Annotated in this window: 15 protein-coding genes; 10 read left to right on the forward strand and 5 right to left on the reverse strand. The window is 70.7% G+C overall.

Features of this window, described 5'->3' with window-relative positions; all coding sequences use genetic code 11:
- Positions 1 to 55: 55 nt before the first annotated feature.
- On the forward strand, positions 56 to 1,054 hold the full coding sequence (locus BJ991_RS04625; RefSeq protein WP_179487898.1) for a LacI family DNA-binding transcriptional regulator: 999 nt from the start codon (positions 56 to 58) through the stop codon (positions 1,052 to 1,054).
- A gap of 17 nt (positions 1,055 to 1,071) precedes the next feature.
- Here BJ991_RS04625 and BJ991_RS04630 read toward each other — a convergent pair whose 3' ends face one another.
- Together BJ991_RS04630 and BJ991_RS04635 are read right to left on the reverse strand one after the other, a co-directional pair.
- The gene (locus BJ991_RS04630; protein ID WP_179492503.1) at positions 1,072 to 2,496 is read right to left on the reverse strand and encodes an MFS transporter; all 1,425 of its coding nucleotides are present in this window, start codon (positions 2,494 to 2,496) and stop codon (positions 1,072 to 1,074) included.
- Between the two features lie 5 nt (positions 2,497 to 2,501).
- On the reverse strand, positions 2,502 to 2,888 hold the full coding sequence (locus BJ991_RS04635) for a MarR family winged helix-turn-helix transcriptional regulator (protein WP_425487520.1): 387 nt from the start codon (positions 2,886 to 2,888) through the stop codon (positions 2,502 to 2,504).
- Positions 2,889 to 3,022: 134 nt separating this feature from the next.
- Between BJ991_RS04635 and BJ991_RS04640 the strand changes: the two genes are divergently transcribed.
- On the forward strand, positions 3,023 to 3,877 hold the full coding sequence (locus tag BJ991_RS04640; RefSeq protein ID WP_179487902.1) for an alpha/beta hydrolase: 855 nt from the start codon (positions 3,023 to 3,025) through the stop codon (positions 3,875 to 3,877).
- A gap of 132 nt (positions 3,878 to 4,009) precedes the next feature.
- The gene (locus BJ991_RS04645) at positions 4,010 to 5,620 is read left to right on the forward strand and encodes a glycoside hydrolase family 6 protein (protein WP_179487904.1); all 1,611 of its coding nucleotides are present in this window, start codon (positions 4,010 to 4,012) and stop codon (positions 5,618 to 5,620) included.
- Positions 5,621 to 5,667: 47 nt separating this feature from the next.
- Here the strand turns inward: BJ991_RS04645 and BJ991_RS04650 are convergent, their stop codons facing one another.
- Entirely contained in the window at positions 5,668 to 7,110 is a 1,443-nt protein-coding gene (locus tag BJ991_RS04650) for a DEAD/DEAH box helicase (RefSeq protein ID WP_179487906.1), read from the reverse strand.
- Between the two features lie 216 nt (positions 7,111 to 7,326).
- Between BJ991_RS04650 and lplAB the strand changes: the two genes are divergently transcribed.
- The 4 genes from lplAB to BJ991_RS04670 all read left to right on the forward strand — a co-directional run bounded on the left by lplAB (position 7,327) and on the right by BJ991_RS04670 (position 11,509).
- Entirely contained in the window at positions 7,327 to 8,376 is a 1,050-nt protein-coding gene (lplAB, locus tag BJ991_RS04655) for a lipoate-protein ligase LplAB (RefSeq protein ID WP_179487908.1), read from the forward strand.
- The gene (locus BJ991_RS04660) at positions 8,373 to 9,341 is read left to right on the forward strand and encodes a DNA-methyltransferase (RefSeq protein ID WP_179487910.1); all 969 of its coding nucleotides are present in this window, start codon (positions 8,373 to 8,375) and stop codon (positions 9,339 to 9,341) included. The genes lplAB and BJ991_RS04660 overlap by 4 nt, the downstream gene beginning before the upstream one ends.
- A 28-nt stretch (positions 9,342 to 9,369) precedes the next feature.
- Entirely contained in the window at positions 9,370 to 10,356 is a 987-nt protein-coding gene (locus BJ991_RS04665) for an LLM class F420-dependent oxidoreductase (protein ID WP_179487912.1), read from the forward strand.
- A gap of 415 nt (positions 10,357 to 10,771) precedes the next feature.
- On the forward strand, positions 10,772 to 11,509 hold the full coding sequence (locus BJ991_RS04670) for a hypothetical protein (protein WP_246301026.1): 738 nt from the start codon (positions 10,772 to 10,774) through the stop codon (positions 11,507 to 11,509).
- An 85-nt stretch (positions 11,510 to 11,594) separates the two neighbouring features.
- On the opposite strand, the gene BJ991_RS04675 is transcribed toward BJ991_RS04670, so the two are convergent.
- Both BJ991_RS04675 and BJ991_RS04680 read right to left on the reverse strand, forming a co-directional pair.
- Entirely contained in the window at positions 11,595 to 13,121 is a 1,527-nt protein-coding gene (locus BJ991_RS04675) for a carboxylesterase/lipase family protein (protein WP_179487914.1), read from the reverse strand.
- Positions 13,118 to 13,798, reverse strand: a complete 681-nt coding sequence (locus BJ991_RS04680) for a TetR/AcrR family transcriptional regulator (RefSeq protein ID WP_343048649.1) — start codon at positions 13,796 to 13,798, stop codon at positions 13,118 to 13,120. Before BJ991_RS04680 ends, BJ991_RS04675 begins: the two co-directional genes overlap by 4 nt.
- 100 nt (positions 13,799 to 13,898) lie before the next feature.
- Between BJ991_RS04680 and BJ991_RS04685 the strand changes: the two genes are divergently transcribed.
- From BJ991_RS04685 to BJ991_RS04695, 3 genes are read left to right on the forward strand one after another with little or no spacing between them, the layout of a single operon-like run.
- Complete coding sequence (locus BJ991_RS04685; RefSeq protein WP_179487918.1) at positions 13,899 to 15,191, forward strand: MFS transporter; 1,293 nt, start codon at positions 13,899 to 13,901, stop codon at positions 15,189 to 15,191.
- Positions 15,191 to 15,973, forward strand: coding sequence for a phosphatase PAP2 family protein (locus tag BJ991_RS04690; RefSeq protein ID WP_179487920.1), 783 nt, complete (start codon positions 15,191 to 15,193; stop codon positions 15,971 to 15,973). Before BJ991_RS04685 ends, BJ991_RS04690 begins: the two co-directional genes overlap by 1 nt.
- A 40-nt stretch (positions 15,974 to 16,013) precedes the next feature.
- A complete protein-coding gene (locus tag BJ991_RS04695) occupies positions 16,014 to 18,287 on the forward strand; it encodes a beta-glucosidase (protein ID WP_179487922.1) in 2,274 nt (757 codons plus the stop codon).
- Positions 18,288 to 18,353: the final 66 nt, after the last annotated feature.

The following is an 18,353-nucleotide window of genomic DNA, read 5'->3' on the forward strand; positions in this document are numbered from 1 at the left end:
GACTGATTCGTTTCATCAGCTCGATCGGGGCCGGACTTCGGGGTGGAGGTGACCGATGGCGGTCAGCGTGCGAGACGTCGCCGACGACGCGGGCGTCTCGGTCGGCACGGTGTCGAACGTCCTCAACCGGCCCGAGAAGGTCGCGCCCGGGACCGTTGCGCGCGTGCAGGCGTCGATCGAGCGCCTCGGCTTCGTGCGCAACGACGCCGCACGTCAGCTCCGCGCAGGCCGCAGCCGCACGATCGGGCTCATCGTGCTCGATGTGCGCAATCCGTTCTTCACCGAAGTGGCCCGCGGCGCCGAGGAGCGCGCGGCCGAGCACGGCCTCTCGGTGCTCGTCGCCAACAGCGACGAGAAGCAGCACCGCGAGGCGACCTATCTCGACCTGTTCGAGGAGCAGCGCATGTTCGGCGTGCTCGTCACGCCGGTCGCTGAGAACCTCCCGCGGCTGCGGCGCATGCAGGACCGCGGCATCCCGACGGTCCTCGTCGACCGCGAGTCCCACGACGCGGCCTTCGCGTCGGTCGCGGTCGACGACGTCGAGGGCGGTCGCATCGCCGCGGAGCACCTGCTGTCGATGGGCCGTCGCCGCATCGCGTTCGTCGGGGGTCCCGTCTCCATCCGACAGGTCTCCGACCGTCTCGCCGGCGCACAGACGGCCGTCGCGGCGGCGGGCGGTCAGCTCGAGTTCATCGGCACCGACGCGCTGACCGTCGAAGAGGGCCGCCGCGTGGGGCGAGGCATCCGCGATCGCTCACCTGCCGACCGGCCCGACGCGATCTTCGCGGCCAACGACCTGCTCGCGCTCGGCGTGCTGCAGAGCCTCGTGATGGCCGGGTCGGTCAGGGTGCCCGAAGACATCGCGCTCATCGGCTACGACGACATCGACTTCTCGGCAGCCGCCGTCATCCCGCTCAGCTCGGTGCGCCAGCCGGCCGCGCTGATCGGCTCGACCGCCGTCGACCTGCTGCTGGAGCAGCAGCAGGGAGCGCGGCCGCGCGAGCACGTCGTGTTCCAGCCCGTGCTCGTCGTGCGCGCGTCGACCGCGGGCTGACCGGCACCGGCGGTGCGTCAGCTCGCGTGGCGGGGGCGTGCGGATGCCGCGCCCTGACCCCCGCTCGCCGGGACGCGGATCGGCGTGGTCGCGGCGACCTCGTCGCTGAACTGCTCGGGCTCATGCGGAGCCTGCGCGCCGGCGGCTACGGCCGCCGCCGTGGCCGGAGGCGGAATCCGGACGGAGGTCGTGAGGATCGAGAGCGGGCGCGTCTCGTCGATCGTGAGCGCGAAGCGGCGCGACTCGTGGCGGCGGACGCGCCCCGACACCGACATCCAGACCGCGCCGATCGCGAACGCGATGAACGCGGCGACGGCGCCGACGCCGATCGCGACGCGCGGGCCGAACTGCGCAGCGACCCATCCGATGATCGGGGCGCCGATCGGCGTGCCGCCCATGAGGATCGCCATGTACAGCGCGAGCACGCGACCGCGCAGCGCGGGGTCGGTCGTGGTCTGCACGTACCCGTTCGCTGTCGTCATCATCGTCACGACCGAGAACCCCGTCACCATGAGCGTCACCGCGTAGAGCCAGTACGACGGCATGAACGCGGAGACGCCCGCCGTGACGGCGAACAGCAGCGTGCCGCCGATGAGGACGCGGATGCGGGCGGCATCGCGCCGCGCCGCCATGAGCGCGCCGGCGACCGAGCCGATGGCGAGGATCGAGCTCAGCAGTCCGAATCCGTCTGCCTCGCGCCCGAACTCGAGGGCCATCGTCGACGCGAAGATCGGGAAGTTCATGCCGAACGCGCCGATGAGGAACACCATCGCGAACGTCACGACGAGGTCGGGCCGGCGCGCGACGTAGCGGAACCCGTCGGCGAGGCGTGCGGCCCCGGTCGCCTTCGCGCGCGGCATGAGCTCGTGCGTGCGGATGAGCATGAGCGCGGCGATCATCGCGATGAACGTCGCCGCGTTCGCGACGAACACCCACCCCGTGCCGATCGCGACGATGACCACGCCCGCGACGGCCGGGCCGATCATGCGCGCGCCGTTGAACGACGCCGCATTGAGCGCGACCGCGTTCGAGGCGTTCTCGCGCGCGACGAGGTCCGACACGAACGCCTGACGCGCGGGGTTGTCGAACGCGGCGACGACGCCGAGCGCGAGCGCGAACCCGTACATGATCCAGAGGTTCATCACCTCGGTGAAGATGAGGACGCCGATCGCGAGCGCGAACACGCCGAGCATCGTCTGCGTCAGCAGCAGCAGGCGGCGGCGGTCGAAGCGGTCGGCGACCCACCCGGTCACGCTCACGAGCAGCAGCGGCGGCGCGAACTGCAGCGCCATCGTGACGCCCATCGCGCCGGCGTCGTTGTTCGTGAGGCCGGTGAGCACGACCCAGCTGATCGCCGTCGCCTGCATCCACTGGCCGACGTTGGAGACGAGCGCTCCGATGAACCAGACCCGGTAGTTGAAGCTCGCGAAGGAGCGGAACATCGCGTTCACCGTGCCGCCATCCTCTGCATGAGCTCGGCGGCCTTGGCGAGGATCGCCCGCTCGTCGGAGTCGAGCTCGGCGAGAGCGGCCTCGACCCATGCGTCGCGGCGACTGACCGTCTCCTGGACGACGGCTCGCCCGGCATCCGTCAGATCGATCACGACCTTGCGGCCGTCGGTCGCGTCGGCCGTGCGTGTGACGAGCCCCTCCTCCTGCAGGCAGTTGACGGTGCGGTTCATCGCGGGGGCGGACACGCGCTCGTGATCGGCCAGCTCGCCGAGCGTGTGCGGGCCGTGCATCGTGAGCACCGCGAGCACCGTGAACTGGCCGTCGCTCATCGAGTCGACCGCGCGCTGCGAGCGCATGCGACGCGACAGCCGGAAGGTCGCCATGCGGAGATCCGACGCCTCTCTCGACAGATCTTCGGTTGTCTGGGAGGACTCTTCGGTATGCGGCATCAGGATAGTTAACATAGGTCATTACCCTTGTTAAGTAAAATCCGGATGTCACCTCTAGACTCATCCGCATGCCCGAGTTCGAGGACGCACACGGCATCGCGATCGTCTACGACGAGCACCCCGCGAGGACGACACCGCGCGCGGTCGTGCAGCTGCTGCACGGCGTCGGCGAGCACGCGGGGCGATACGCCGCCGTCGTCGAGGCGCTCACCTCCGAGGGGTACGCCGTGTATGCGGACGACCATCGCGGGCACGGTCGCACCGGCATGAAGCAGCACGGCGACGATCCGAGCAAGCTCGGGCGGCTCGGAGTCGGGGGCATGCCCGCGGCGCTCGCCGCCGTGTGGCAGTTCACGCAGCTCATCCGCAATGAGAATCCCGATCTGCCGCTCATCATGCTCGGGCACTCGTGGGGATCGTTCCTCGCGCAGAAGCTGCTGAACGTGCACCCCGAGGCGTACGACGGCGCCGTGCTGAGCGGGTCGGCCCTGCTGTGGCCGGGATCGCTCAATGCGGGGGACCTCAACGCGCCGTGGAAGGCGCAGGACGCGATGGGCACCGAGTGGCTGTCGTCGGACCTCTCGGTCGGCAAGGCGTTCATCGAGGATCCGCTGACCACGACGACGCCGTTGCTGCAGCTGTTCGGCGTCGTCGATGCGGCACGCCTCTACGGGCGCCCGCGCAGGGAACTCGGCCGCGACATCCCTCTGCTGCTCATGGTCGGGCGCGACGACACGGTCGGCGGTCCACGCAGCGTGCACCGCCTCGCCGACGCGTACCGGACGCGGTCGCAGCTCACCGACGTCACGACGCTCGTCTACCCCGACGCGCGGCACGAGATCTTCAACGAGGCCATGCAGGCCGACGTGCGAGCGGACCTGCTCGCCTGGCTCGACGCGAGATTCCCCGCCCGAGACCGTTGACGCCGGATGCCCCGCGGGGCCATCCTGGCTCTTAGCGATGTCGTGGGAGCGCTCCCATGATCGGCTCCCCGAGGTCGCGGCGCCGACGACGACGTGGGCGCGGTCGATGAAGACACACCCCTGGAGGCACGCATGACCTCACCGACATCCCGACGCGCCCGCGCGCGCTCGGTCGCCGCCGCCGGCGCGACCGCTCTCGTCGCGGCCGTCCTGATCCCCCTGGCGGGCTCGTCCGCCGCCGGAGCCACCGGCGCGCTGGCCGGCTCCACGCTCTACGCGAACCCGTTCAGCACGACCCTCGAGGCCGCGCAGAGCCTCGGCGGCCAGGCTCGCGCGGACGCGTATCTGCTCGGCAGCATTCCGTCCGCAGAGTGGTTCACGTCGGGAACCGCAGACGAAGTGCGCGCCGAGGCGCAGGATTACGTCGACGCGGCGACGGCCGTCGGGCAGATGCCCGTGCTCGTCGCCTACAACCTGCCGTTCCGCGACTGCTCGCAGTACTCCGCGGGCGGCGCGTTCGACACGGCCGAATATCAGGCGTGGATCGACGGACTGGCCGCCGGGATCGGCGATCGTCCCGCGACCGTGATCCTCGAACCCGACGGCCTCGGCATCATCCCGCACTACACGACGATCGACGGCGCGGTCGAATGGTGCCAGCCGGCCGAGCTCGACCCCGCGACCGCGGCATCCGATCGATTCGTCCAGCTCAACCACGCCGTCGACGTGCTGTCCGCGCTGCCCGCCACCTCGGTGTATCTCGACGGCACGCACTCCGGCTGGCTCAACGTCGGCGACATCACCGACCGGCTGCTCAAGGCCGGTGTGCAGGAGGCGGACGGGTTCTTCGTCAACGCGTCGAACTACAACTTCACCGCGAACCTCACCGCGTACGGCACGTGGATCTCCTCGTGCATCGCGTACGTCACGCAGGTCAACCCGGGTGCTTTCGGCGAGTGCGGCAACCAGTACTGGAACGGCGGCCCTGCCAACAACTGGACCGGTGTCACGATGTCGGCGTTCGGCGAATGGAGCTCGGGCAACCCAGACCCCGCGCTCGACACGGCCGGCGTCGACTCGCGGTACGAGCTGATCCTCGGAGGCGTCGAGCCGTCGACGCACTTCGTGATCGACACGAGTCGCAACGGGCAGGGTCCGTGGCAGGCGCCGGAGGGTGTGTACTCCGACCCCGAGGTCTGGTGCAACCCGCCTGGGCGCGGCATCGGAGTGCTTCCGACGACCGAGACAGGTAACGCCCTCGTCGACGCCCACCTGTGGATCAAGGTTCCGGGCGAGTCCGACGGCAAGTGCTACCGCGGCACGGGCGGACCGCTCGACCCCGAGCGTGGCATGGAGGACCCGGCCGCCGGCCAGTGGTTCGTCGAGCAGGCCCGTGAGCTCATCTCGCTCGCGAACCCGCCGCTCGCTCCGCTCACGTGCACCGTCGAGGTGACCGGAACGCGCCTCGGCTCGGGCTTCGCCGCCGCCGTCGTGATCCGCAACACGGGCTCGACCACCTACAACCCGTGGACGCTGTCGTGGACGTTCGACGGTGACCAGCGCGTCAACGCGGTGGTCGTCGGCACGTTCGTCCAGGACGGCGCGAACGTGACGGTCACTCCGCACAAGCTGCTCGGCAAGCTCGCGCCCGGAAAGAGGACCGCCTTCGCGATCAAGGGCAAGGGAGCCGCGACCGAGCCGTGGCTGTTCCGCCTGAACGGGCAGCCCTGCCTGTCCAAGTGATCGGCTGACCGGGCCTCCGTCCAGCGGAGGCCCGGTCAGGTCGGCCGTCAGCCGCGCGCGCGGCGGCGCGTGCCCGCGCGACGGATCTCGTCGACCGTGCTGCCAGTCGTGAAGCGCTGACCCGCGGGCCGCGGAGCGGTCTGCTTCGTGCTGTGCGCCGCGGCCGGCTTGGAGCCGTGCTGCGCGGCGTCCCGCGACCCACCGCGTCGGCCGCGCGAGCGCTGACCCGAGCCGCTGCGGGCGGGCGCGGCATCCGTCTTCGCCTTCTTCGCCGTCGGACGCTGCTGCTGCGGCGCGGGAGGGGCAGGCTTGACGTGCGGCGCGCGCTCGCCGACGAGCTCCGAGACCGCGGTGTGCACGGCGGTGACGGGCTCGAGGGCGGCGGTGACGCGGGCCTTGCGCAGCAGGTCCTTGACCTCGCCTCGCTGCGCGTCGAGCGCGACCGTCACGACGAGGCCTTCGGCGCCCGCGCGGGCCGTGCGTCCCGAGCGGTGGAGGTATGCCTTGTGCTCGACAGGCGGATCGACGTGGACCACGAGCTCGACGTCGTCGACGTGGACGCCGCGGGCGGCGACATCCGTGGCGACGAGCACCCGCACGCCGCCATCGTCGACGGGTGCGCCGAACGCGGCGAGGTTGCGCTCGCGAGCGTTCTGCCCGAGGTTCCCGTGCAGGTCGACGGCGGGGATGCCGGCGGACGTCAGCTGCTTCGCCAGCTTCTTCGCCTGGTGCTTCGTTCGCGTGAAGAGGATGCGTCGACCGAGGCCCGACGCGAGGTGACGCACGAGCGCCGTCTTCTCGTCGGCGTCGACGACGAACACGCGGTGCGTCATGACGCCCTGCGGCACGCTCGACTCGTCGACCTCGTGGCGGACCTCTTCGCGCAGGAAGCGCTTGACGAGGACGTCGACGCCGCGGTCGAGCGTCGCGCTGAACAGCAGACGCTGGCCGCGCTGCGGCGTCGCGCTCATGATGCGGGTGACGCCGGGAAGGAACCCGAGGTCGGCCATGTGGTCGGCCTCGTCGAGCACCGTGATCTCGACCTCGCCGAGGTTGACGATGCCCTGCTTCATGAGGTCCTCGAGGCGGCCGGGGCAGGCCACGACGATGTCGACGCCCCCGCGGAGCGCCTGCTCCTGCGGGCGCTGGCCGACGCCGCCGAACACCGTCGTGACGCGCAGGCCCGCGGCATCCGCCAACGGCTTGATCGTCGCGGCGATCTGCGTCGCGAGCTCGCGCGTCGGGGCCAGCACGAGGCCGCGCGGATGCGACGGCCGGCGCCGGCCGCCCGCGAGGCGCGCCACGAGGGGCACCGCGAACGCGATGGTCTTGCCGCTGCCGGTGCGGCCGCGGCCGAGCACGTCGCGGCCCGCGAGCGAGTCGGGGAGGGTGTCGCGCTGGATCGGGAAGGGCAGGGTCTTGCCGTCGGCCTCGAGCACGGCGGCGAGGTTCTCGGGCACGCCGAGAGAGAGGAAGGAAGAGGAGGTCATGGGTGCTTTCGGGCAAGCGCACACGCGCAGATCGGCGGTGCGGGAGTGGCGACGGCGCGGGTTCGCGCATCGGTTCGCCGTTCGAAAAGAGCCGCGGTCGCGATGACAGGACCGGGGAGCGTGACGACGACGCAGCGGCTCGGATGGCCGCGTCCTCAACCGTATCAGTGTTCAGCCGGGCGTGGCCTGACAGCGGGGGCCAATAGTCTTGACGCCATGCACGGTGAGTACAAGGTCCCCGGCGGCAAGCTCGTCGTCGTCGACTTCGATGAGCAGGACGGCCGCATCGCGCGCTTCCACCTCTCGGGCGACTTCTTCCTCGAACCCGACACCGCGCTGGACGACATCGACGCCGCGGTCAGCGGGCTTCCGATCGAGGCGGATGCCGCGACCGTCGCGGCCGCGGTGCGTTCCGCCCTCCCCGAGGGCGCTCAGCTGCTCGGGTTCACACCCGAGTCCGTTGGCACCGCGGTGCGCCGCGCGCTCGTGACGGCCCCCGGATGGCGAGAGTTCCCGTGGGAGATCGTGCACGAGGCTCCCGTGTCGCCGCGCATGAACCTCGCGCTCGACGAGGTGCTCACGGCGCGCGTCGGGGACGGACGCCGCAACCCGACGCTGCGGCTGTGGGAGTGGAACGAGTCCGCCGTCGTGATCGGCTCGTTCCAATCGGTCAAGAACGAGGTCGACCCCGAGGGCGCCGCCCGGTACGGCTTCGACGTCGTCCGTCGCATCTCGGGCGGGGGAGCGATGCTCATGGCGGCCAACTCGATCGTCACGTACTCGCTCTACGTGCCGTCGTCGCTCGTCGCGGGCATGACGTTCGCCGACTCGTACGCGTTCCTCGACGACTGGGTGCTGCAGGCGCTCCGCTCGATCGGGGTCGATGCGACCTACCAGCCGCTCAACGACATCGCGTCGCCGCAGGGCAAGATCGGCGGGGCCGCGCAGAAGCGCCTCGCGAACGGGGGAGTGCTGCACCACGCGACCCTCTCGTACGACATGGACGGCCAGGTCATGACCGAGGTGCTGCGCATCGGTCGCGAGAAGCTCAGCGACAAGGGCACGGTGTCCGCCGCGAAGCGCGTCGACCCGCTGCGTCGCCAGACCGGGCTCTCGCGCGAGGCCATCATCGAGAAGTTCAAGGAGACGTTCGCGAACCTCTACGGTGCCGTGCCCGGACGCATCACCGAGGACGAGTACGCCGAGGCGGCCGAGCTCGTGCGCGCCAAGTTCGCGACGGACGCCTGGCTGAACCGCGTGCCATGACCCAGGCGGCCGCCGTCGCACCGCAGCCGGGCGCGGTCGAGATCCATCACGGCGACAACCTCGCCGTGATCCGCGGCTTCGCCGAGGCGTCGTTCACGCTGATCTACCTCGACCCGCCGTTCAACACGGGCCGCCCGCAGCAGCGGGCGGTCGAGACGGCGCGGGCAGTGCACGAAACTCCACAAGACGTCGGCGTCGCGGCGGGATCCGACCCCGATTCGGGCGGATCCCCGGAGCATCCGGGGAGTTCTGCACCCGTCTCGATTCGCAGGGGCTTCCACGGCCGCCAGTACGAGAGGCTGCGCGGTGACCTGCGCACCTACGACGACCGGTTCGACGACTACTGGGGCTTCCTCGAGCCGCGGCTCGCCGAGGCGTGGCGGCTGCTCGCCGACGACGGAACCCTCTACCTGCACCTCGACTACCGCGAGGCGCACTACGCGAAGGTCCTGATGGACGCGCTGTTCGGGCGCGAGCGCTTCCTCAACGAGCTGATCTGGGCGTACGACTACGGCGGCAAGAGCAGGCGGCGGTGGCCCACCAAGCACGACACGATCCTCGTGTACGTGAAGGATCCCGCCCGGTACTGGTTCGACTCGGCCGCCGTCGACCGCGAGCCGTACATGGCCCCGGGCCTGGTGACCGCGGCGAAGGCCGAGCGCGGCAAGCTCCCGACCGACGTGTGGTGGCACACGATCGTGCCCACGACCGGGCGGGAGAAGACCGGCTACCCGACGCAGAAGCCCGAGGGCATCCTCCGCCGCATCGTGCAGGCGTCCAGCCGCCCCGGCGACCGCGTGCTCGACTTCTTTGCGGGCAGCGGCACGACCGGTGCGGTCGCCTCCGCCCTCGGGCGCGACGCCGTGCTCGTCGACGACAATCCCGAGGCGATCGAGATCATGAAGCGACGGATGCCCCACGCCCGGGTCGTCGGCGTGCCGGAGGGCGGATCGACCCCGGCTTAGGCCGGAATCCACCCCCTAGGCTCGTCCCATGCGATTCGGAACCTTCATCCCCCAGGGCTGGCGCTTCGACCTCGTCGGCATCGACCCCGCAGACCACTGGCGCGTCATGCGCGAGCTCGCGCAGCGGGCTGACGAAGGGCCGTGGGAGTCGCTGTGGGTGTACGACCACTTCCACACGACGCCGGTTCCGAGCGAAGTGGCGACGCATGAGGCGTGGACCCTCATGGCGGCGTTCGCAGCGGTCACCGACCGCATCCGCCTCGGCCAGATGTGCACGTGCATGAGCTACCGCAACCCCGCCTACCTCGCGAAGATCGCGGCGACGGTCGACATCGTGTCGGGCGGCCGCGCCGAGATGGGGATCGGCGGCGGCTGGTACGAGCACGAGTGGCGCGCGTACGGGTACGGGTTCCCGCCGATCGGCGAGCGCCTCGCGCGGCTCGACGAGGGTGTGCAGATCATGCGCCAGGCGTGGACGACCGGCACGGCGACCCTCGACGGCAAGCACTATCAGGTCGACGGCGCGATCGTCCGGCCGCTGCCGCTGCAGGAGGGCGGCATTCCGATGTGGGTCGCCGGCGGCGGCGAGAAGGTCACGCTGAAGATCGCGGCGAAGTACGCCGACTACGCGAACTGGTCGTCCCACCCGGAGGAGTTCTCGCACAAGAAGGCGATCCTCGAGGAGCACTGCGCGAAGATCGGGCGCGATGTGTCCGAGATCACGCTCAGCGCCAACTTCAACACGGTGATCGGCGAGACCGAGAAGAACGTCGACGAGCGACTCGATCTGATCGAGGAGCGGCTGCGCCCGCACCTCGGCGATCGCACCGAGCGGGTGATGGGCGAGTATCGCTCCGGCCGCGGGCTCGTGGGCACGCCCGAGCAGATCGTCGAGCGGCTCGCCGACCTGCGCGAGCGAGGACTCTCGTACGCGATCCACTACTTCCCCGAGCACGCGTACGACCGCTCGGGCGTCGAGCTCTTCGAGCGCGAGGTCATTCCGGCGCTCGCCTGAGCGGGGTGGCGTGAGTGCGCTCGCGTGAGCGGGCTCGTGGAGCGGCTCGCGTGAGCGGGCTCGTGGAGCGGGTCGCGTGAGCGGGCTCGTGGAGCGGGTCGGTGTGAAAGCGCCGGGCTCGATCGGGGTTGTGGTCCCGTGAGGGGCGCGTTTCCGCCGTTTCGACCCGGCGCTTTCACGCCGCGGCGCTGAGACGCCGGACGACCAGGCCTCCCAGCAACGGCAGCGCGGTCGATCGCCGACAGACGGCCCGACTCGGCGATCATCCGCCCGACGGGCGTCGCACGGTCGAGAGATGGTTCACCCCGCCTGCGACACGCGCACGATGGCCGCACCTCGATCACTCACCCGGCGTGCCCTGCTGGATGCGGGATGGACGGACCGGCGTCTCGCCGCCGCTGTCGCCGATGGTCGGTTGCACAAGCCTCGACCGAACGCGTACCTGCCACTCGGCGTGCCCGCCGACACCATCGACGCGTGCGCGGTCGGCGGTCGGCTCACGTGCGCATCGGAGCTGGCGAGGCGTGGCGTCTTCGTGCTCGAGAGATCCGATCTCCACGTCCACCTGCATGAGAACCGCCGTCATCCGCCTACTCTGGCGCGGGCCGTCCGACGACACTGGGATCGGCTTCGCCGCACGCCACCGCCGGGTGCGACCTCTGTCGAGGCGTTCGACGCCGTCCTGCAGGCCATCCGCTGCCAGCCGCCGCGCGCCGCGGTCGCGACACTCGACTCCGCGCTGCACCTCGGGATCCTGCACCCCGACGATCTGGATGAGCTCTTCCGACACCTCCCGCGTCGTCACGCGATCCTCCGGAAGCTCGCCGACCCACGGGCCGAGTCCGGCCCCGAGACGCTGGTGCGGCTCATACTGCGCTCGCTCGGAGCGACGTTCGACGTTCAGGTCCGGATCCGCGGAGTCGGCCGCGTGGACTTCGTGGTCGACGGCTGGCTGATCGTCGAGTGCGACAGCGAAGCGTTCCACTCGACGTGGGAGGACCAGCGCCGCGATCGGCGCCGTGACCAGGCGGCAGCAGCCCTCGGCTATGCCACGTATCGCCCGATCGCCGAAGACATCTTGTGGCGTCCGGAGGAGGTCCGAGCTGCGCTGGCGGGTCTCCTTTGCTCTCGCTCGCGGGGTCGTCGTCGGTGAAAGCGCCGGGCTCGATCAGGCATTGGGGCCCCGAGCCCGCGTCAGCACCGCAATTCGGCCCGACGCTTTCACGACGGGGGCGCGATCAGGGCCCGGGCGGCTCCGGCGGCACGAGCGGGCGGACGCTCGCGTAGCCGTCGGGGTCGATCTCGGGGCCGGATGCCGCGCCGAACATGCGCGTCGCGCCCGGTCGCTCCGACCACGGCGTCCACCCCGGCTCCTCGCCGCGGATGAGGCGGAGCGCAGCACCGTGAACGGCGTCGGCGAGTTCCTGCGGAGGTTCGGTGCCGGCGAGGGCGTCGACCCGCTCGGCGTCGAGACAGTCGAACCAGAACGGCACGTCGAGGCAGTGGCACGCCCACCCGATCGCGGGCGAGGCCCACGAGAAGCGGTAGACCCAGGTGGGGGCATCCGACTTCGCCGCCGTGCGCGCAGCTGCGACCCGCACGACCGTCGAACGGAACGCGCGATCGCTCACGTACCGGCCGAGCAGCGCGGAGGTGCCTTTGCGGTGCTGCTCGGCATTCGCGGCGACGTACGCGCGGCGCGTCGCCCGATCGAGCCTGAGTCTGCCGAGCGCGAGCGGCGCAGGGACGAACCGCAGGCTTCCCTTCGCGCGGTCGAGCAGCATCGTGAACTCGTCGTCCGTGGCGCCGAGCACGAGCGGTTTGTCAGCGCCGACGCCGTCGCGGATCGAGACGGGCGTCGGCTGCTTGAGCAGTTCGCCGTCGACCATGGGTCCCCACGACGGTCCCTCGTCGAGCAGCAGGTTCACCGCGGCGAGCCGGTTGCGCGACTCGGGCGATGCGGCGTCGCTCTGCAGCGCCAGGAGCCTCTCCTCGTCGACCGACGCGAAGCCCGATCGCGTGGGCGCCACGTTCGCGAGCCGTGCGAGCTTGTCGGCGCGCTCCTCGGCTCTCTTGCGCGAGACGTCGCCGAGCGCGCCCGACATCGACCACGCTGCGTGGAACAGGTGCTGTGCCGCAGGCAGTCCGAGCAGCGTGAGCACGGCGCCGCCGCCCGCCGACTGCCCGGCGATCGTCACCCTCCCGGGGTCGCCGCCGAACGCCGCGATGTTGTCGCGCACCCACTCGAGGGCGGCGATCCAGTCGCGCACGCCGCGGTTGGCCGGAGCGCCGTCGATGTGGCCGAACCCGTCGAAGCCCAGGCGGTACGAGACCGAGACCGTGACGATGCCGTCGCGGTTGAAGGTGCGGCCGTCGTACCACGGGCTCGCGGGGGATCCGGCGATGTAGCCGCCGCCGTGGATCCACACGAGCACCGGCAGCTTCGCATCCGTGTCGCCCGGACGCGGCGTGAACACGTTCACGTTGAGCGTCGACTCGCCCGGCACCGAGGGCTCCGGGATGAGCGTCACCTCGGGCTGCGGTCCGCGCAGCGGCGTCGGCCCGTAGGCGGTGGCATCCCGCACGCCGTCCCACGGGTCGGGCGGCTCGGGGGCCTCGAAGCGGAGGTCTCCGACGGGAGGCTTCGCGAACGGGATGCCGAGGAAAGCCGCGGAGGCGCCCGGGGCGCCCGGCTCGCCCCGCCACACCCCGCGCACGGCTCCGGGTGCGATCCGCACGACGGGCGCAAGCGTGACCTCGCTCATGCGGCGCCCCCCTCGCGGACGGCGCGCCCGTCTGGTGGATCGTCGGACGCGGCCCGGGCGTGCGTGAAGACGAGCTCGAACAGGACGTCGATCGTCGCGGCCATGTCGAGGTCGGGCTCGAGCATCCACTGCAGCTGCAGGCCGTCCGTGACCGCCTGGAAGATGCGCGCCAGCGTCTCGGGAGGTACGCGCGGCGCGACGCCGCCCTCCGCGAATCGGCGCGCGAGCGCGTCGGCGAACACCGACCGGAGCAGGGCCCCGCGATCGATGAAGAACCTGTGTGCGGGGTGCTCGGGGTCGGCGGCGTCCACCGAGAGCTGAGCGAACAGCTGCACGAGCCCCGGGACCTCGGCGTTGTGACGGATGACGGACAGGTACCCCTCGCGGATGTCGCGCACGTCGGCGGATGCGGGCACCGCCTCGAACCCCGAGAACGCGAGGTCCGCCTCGTCGCGCTTGCGAAGGACCTCCGTGAAGAGCTCCTCCTTGCTCGCGAAGTAGTGGAGGAGCCCCGCCTGACTGAGGCCCACGGCATCCGCGATCTCCTTGACGGATGCGCCGCGGTACCCCTCGCGCGCGATCACGTCGAGAGCGCGCGTCAGGATCTCCTCGCGCTTGGCGACGCCCTTCGCGTAAGAGCCGCGCTTGCCGGATGGACCGGATCGCTTCTTTGCCACACGAGAAGTAAACCCGAAGGTGCTTGATTCTGAAAACCGAGTGACATATGGTTTTTGAGATTCGCTCACGGACGAGCGCCCACCCGTAGCAAGGAAACCCATGACGACGACGTCTGACAACACAGCGCCCCTGACGGAGAACACCTTCGTAGCGACCGCCGCCGGGACCGATGATCCGCCGCCGCCCATCCGCGGTCTCCGTCGCCTCATGGCGTGGATCATCCCCGCAAACATGGGGATCTACCTGATCTGGGGTGCCGTGCCGGGCATCCTCCTCCCGCAGCAGATCACGCTCCTCTTCGGCGAGGAGGGTAAGGTCGCCAACCTCGCCGTCGTCGCGACGATCGGCGCCCTCGCCGCGATGCTCGCCCAGCCGATCGCGGGGCAGATCTCCGACCGCACGCGCTCCCGGTTCGGGCGCCGCGCCCCGTGGATCGTGCTCGGCGCGCTCGCGGGGGGCCTCGCCCTCGTCGGTCTCGCCTTTGCGAACTCGCTGGTGGCGGTCATCATCGGCTGGACCCTCGTCCAGATCGCCTACAACTTCGCGCAGGGTCCGCTCACGGCGGTAATGCCCGATCGCGTGCCCATCAAGCGTCGCGGCACGTTCGCCGCGCTGTCGGGTATCGGGCTCATGGTCGGAGCGCTCGGCGGATCGATCGTCGGAGCGATGTTCTTCAACAGCATCACCCTCGGATACGTGGTCTTCGCGGTGTTCTCCCTCGTGACCCTGACGCTCTTCGTCGTCTTCAATCCCGACCACGCCAGCACAGCGCTCGAGCCGGAGCCCTTCGACCTGAAGGCCTTCCTCAGCACGTTCTGGGTCAACCCGGTCAAGCACCCCGACTTCTTCTGGGCGTTCACCGGGCGCCTGCTCCTGTATACCGGGTACTTCGCGGTGACGGGCTACCAGCTGTTCCTCCTCACCGACTACTTCGACGTCGCGCACCCCGAGCAGGTGATCCCGCTCCTCGGCCTGCTGAGCATGGCGGGGATCATCATCTCGACCGTGATCTCGGGTCCGCTCTCCGACCGGATCGGCCGACGGAAGCCGTTCGTCGTGGCATCCGCCGCCGTCGTGAGCCTCGCGTTCCTCATCCCGTGGGTCTGGCAGGACCTCACCGCGTGGATCATCCTCACGGTCATCGCGGGCTTCGGCTTCGGGATGTTCCAGGCCGTCGACACGGCCCTCATGAGCGAGGTGCTCCCGTCGGCGAAGTCGTTCGCGAAGGACCTCGGCGTCGTCAACATCGCGGCGACCCTCCCGCAGACGCTCGCCCCGGGTGTCGCCGGCGCGATCGTGCTGGTTTTCGGGTTCGCCGGTCTCTTCCCGGTCGCGATCGTGCTCGGAATCCTCGGCGCACTCGCGGTGCTGCCCATCAAGGCGGTGCGCTGATGACGGCGGGACTGACGGATGCCGCGGCAGTCGTCTCAGGCCGGGACCCGGCGCTCGCACGCCGTCCCTTCGCGCTGCTGTGGTGGGGCATCGGACTGTTCGCGGCGTTCGTTCTCATGGGCGTCGCGGTGGCGGTGAACGCCGAGGCGCCGATCACACAGCCGATCGACGCGTGGTGGCGTTCGACGGTCGGGGCCGCGCCCGACGGCGGTGCGCACACGTGGTTCGTGCCGATGTTCTTCCAGTATCTCGGCGAGGCGCCCGGTGCCCTCGCGATGATCGTGCTGATCCCCGCGGGGCTGGCCCTCGTCGGGCGCTGGCGCTCCGCGCTCTTCTTCCTGAGCGCGACCCTGCTCACGGTCGGTCTGTTCTCGCAGGCGATGAAGAACCTCGTCGACCGCCCGCGCCCCGCACTGGATGAGGCGCTCGGCTTGTTCGGTCCGCTGTTCCAGGTGGACCACGGCTCCTTCCCGTCGGGCCACGCGGTCACGGCGGGAGTGCTCGTCATCGCCGTCGCGGCGCTCATTCCGCGCGGCACGGCTCGGACGTGGTGGTGGGTCGCGGGTGCGGTCATCATGCTGGGGATGATGTGGCAGCGCACCTTGATCAACGCCCACTGGCTGTCGGACACCGTGTTCGGCCTCGCGGCAGGCGTCGCGGGCGGCCTTCTGATGTGGTGGGCCTTCTGGCCGTGGCTCCAGCAGGACCGCGGACGGCCGGTGTGGTTCCTGCACTTCCGCCGCGCTCGCGAGACGGATGCTGCCGCATCCGTCTCGTCGTGAGCCGCGCACCGAGCCTCAGAACCGAATCGAAAGGAAACCCATGACTCTTCCCGACGTGTCGCAGCTCACCCTCGAGGAGAAGGCGTCTCTCACCAGCGGCGCGAGCTTCTGGTACACCAAGCCCGTCGAGCGCGCGGGCGTGCCCGCGATCATGGTGACGGACGGGCCGCACGGCCTGCGCAAGCAGCGCGAGGGCGGCGACCACCTCGGCATCGGCGACAGCGTGCCCGCGACGTGCTTCCCGCCCGCCGTCGCGCTGGGATCGTCGTGGGACGTCGAGCTCGCGGAGCGCGTCGGCGAGGCGCTCGGCACCGAGGCCTCGATCGAGAACGTCGCGGTGCTCCTCGGCCCGGGCATCAACATCAAGCGCTCGCCGCTGTGCGGCCGCAACTTCGAGTACCTGTCGGAGGACCCGATCGTGTCGGGCGTGCTGGGCGCTGCGCTCGTGAAGGGCATCCAGTCGAAGGGCGTCGGCACGTCGCTCAAGCACTTCGCGGCGAACAACCAGGAGGACGACCGCATGCGGTCGAGCTCCGACGTCGACGCCCGCCCGTTGCGCGAGATCTACCTGCGCGGGTTTCAGCGGGTCGTGGAGGACGCGCAGCCCTGGACGGTCATGTGCTCGTACAACCGCATCAACGGGGTGTACGCGTCGGAGGACCCGTGGCTTCTCACACAGGTGCTGCGCGACGAGTGGGCCTTCGAGGGACTGGTCGTCTCGGACTGGGGCGCCGTGAACAATCGCGTTCGCGGACTCGCCGCGGGGCTCGACCTCGAGATGCCGTCCTCGGGCGGTGTGACGGACGCGCAGATCGTCGCGGCGGTGCAGGACGGCTCGCTCGACGAGTCCGTCGTCGACGTCGCCGCCCGTCGCGTGCTCGACCTCGTGCGCAAGGCCATCGCGGGCGCCGGCGCGGCCGGAGGCCCGCTCGACGTCGACGCACACCACACGCTCGCGCGGGAGGCCGCGGCCCGCTCGATCGTGCTGCTCAAGAACGACGGTGGGCTCCTGCCGCTCGCGAAGGACGCACGCATCGCCGTGATCGGCGAGTTCGCGGACAAGCCCCGGTACCAGGGCGCCGGCTCTTCGATGATCAACCCCACGCGTCTGGACACCGCGCTCGACGGGATCCGCGCGCTCGCGACGGGCGAGGTCGCGTACGCGCGCGGCTTCAGCAACGCGGTCGAGGTGACGGATGCCGAGACCGCGGCCCTGCGCGACGAAGCGGTGGCGGCGGCCCGCGCCGCCGACGTCGCCGTCGTGTTCCTCGGCCTGCCCGCGCGGCTCGAGTCCGAGGGGTATGACCGGCAGGACATCGACCTCCCCGCCGCGCAGCTCGCCCTCCTCGACGCCGTGCGCGAGGCGAACTCGAACGTCGTCGTCGTGCTCTCGAACGGCGGCGTCGTCGCGCTGCCGTTCGCCGATCGCGTTCCGTCGATCGTCGAAGGCTGGCTGCTCGGCCAGGCCGGCGGCGGGGCGACCGCCGACGTCCTGTTCGGCGAGGTCAACCCCTCGGCGAAGCTCACCGAGACCATCCCGCTGCGTCTGGAGGACACCCCCGCGTTCCTCGACTTCCCGGGTGAGTTCTCGCACGTCCGGTACGGCGAGGGCATGTTCGTCGGCTATCGCTGGTACGACGCGCGTCGCATGGAGGTCGCGTTCCCCTTCGGGCACGGTCTCTCGTACACGACCTTCGAGTACGCGGATGCCGCCACGGCGGTGAATGCGGACGGTGACGTGGAGGTGACCGTCGCCGTCACGAACACCGGCGAGCGCGCCGGCCGTGAGGTCGTCCAGGTCTACACGTCGCTGCCCGGCAGCGCCGTTCAGCGCCCCGCCCGCGAGCTGAAGGCCTTCGCGACGGTCGCGCTCGAGCCCGGCGAGACGCGCGTCGTGACGCTCACGGTGCGGCGCAAGGACCTCGCGTACTGGGACATCCGCGTAGACCGATGGGTGGTCGAGGGCGGCGAATACGTCATCGAGGTGGCGGCGTCGAGCCGCGACATCCGCTCGACCGTCTCCGTTGCCGTGGAAGGCGATCCCCTCGTGTTGCCGCTTTCGCGCAACTCGTCGATCGGCGAGGTGCTCGCGCATCCTGTCGCCGGGCCCATCGCGCAGGCGGCGATCGCGCAGATGATGAGCGGCATGGAGGGGGTCGACGCGATCATGCCCGAGGGGGTCGACGCGACGAAGATGATGCTGTCCTTCCCGATCGGGCGCGCGGGCATGTTCGCCGGCGCCGACTCGGGCGGGCAGATCAGCCCCGAGATGATCGACGGCCTCATCGCCATGGCGAACGCGGCGCAGGGCTGACCGATGCCGACGACGCGGATGCCCCGGCACATCGTCGGGCCGGGGCATCCGTTGCTCTTCGGCGGC

Origin of the sequence: Microbacterium immunditiarum, from assembly GCF_013409785.1 — a bacterium.
Classification (GTDB): domain Bacteria; phylum Actinomycetota; class Actinomycetes; order Actinomycetales; family Microbacteriaceae; genus Microbacterium; species Microbacterium immunditiarum.

Excerpts from the sequence above, each read along its gene's own strand:
- BJ991_RS04625 (WP_179487898.1), top strand. The coding sequence starts at position 56 with ATGGCGGTCAGCGTGCGAGACGTCGCCGACGACGCGGGCGTCTCGGTC.
- BJ991_RS04630 (WP_179492503.1), bottom strand. The coding sequence starts at position 2,496 with ATGTTCCGCTCCTTCGCGAGCTTCAACTACCGGGTCTGGTTCATCGGA.
- BJ991_RS04635 (WP_425487520.1), bottom strand. The coding sequence starts at position 2,888 with ATGGCGACCTTCCGGCTGTCGCGTCGCATGCGCTCGCAGCGCGCGGTC.
- BJ991_RS04640 (WP_179487902.1), top strand. The coding sequence starts at position 3,023 with ATGCCCGAGTTCGAGGACGCACACGGCATCGCGATCGTCTACGACGAG.
- BJ991_RS04645 (WP_179487904.1), top strand. The coding sequence starts at position 4,010 with ATGACCTCACCGACATCCCGACGCGCCCGCGCGCGCTCGGTCGCCGCC.
- BJ991_RS04650 (WP_179487906.1), bottom strand. The coding sequence starts at position 7,110 with ATGACCTCCTCTTCCTTCCTCTCTCTCGGCGTGCCCGAGAACCTCGCC.
- lplAB (WP_179487908.1), top strand. The coding sequence starts at position 7,327 with ATGCACGGTGAGTACAAGGTCCCCGGCGGCAAGCTCGTCGTCGTCGAC.
- BJ991_RS04660 (WP_179487910.1), top strand. The coding sequence starts at position 8,373 with ATGACCCAGGCGGCCGCCGTCGCACCGCAGCCGGGCGCGGTCGAGATC.
- BJ991_RS04665 (WP_179487912.1), top strand. The coding sequence starts at position 9,370 with ATGCGATTCGGAACCTTCATCCCCCAGGGCTGGCGCTTCGACCTCGTC.
- BJ991_RS04675 (WP_179487914.1), bottom strand. The coding sequence starts at position 13,121 with ATGAGCGAGGTCACGCTTGCGCCCGTCGTGCGGATCGCACCCGGAGCC.
- BJ991_RS04685 (WP_179487918.1), top strand. The coding sequence starts at position 13,899 with ATGACGACGACGTCTGACAACACAGCGCCCCTGACGGAGAACACCTTC.
- BJ991_RS04690 (WP_179487920.1), top strand. The coding sequence starts at position 15,191 with ATGACGGCGGGACTGACGGATGCCGCGGCAGTCGTCTCAGGCCGGGAC.
- BJ991_RS04695 (WP_179487922.1), top strand. The coding sequence starts at position 16,014 with ATGACTCTTCCCGACGTGTCGCAGCTCACCCTCGAGGAGAAGGCGTCT.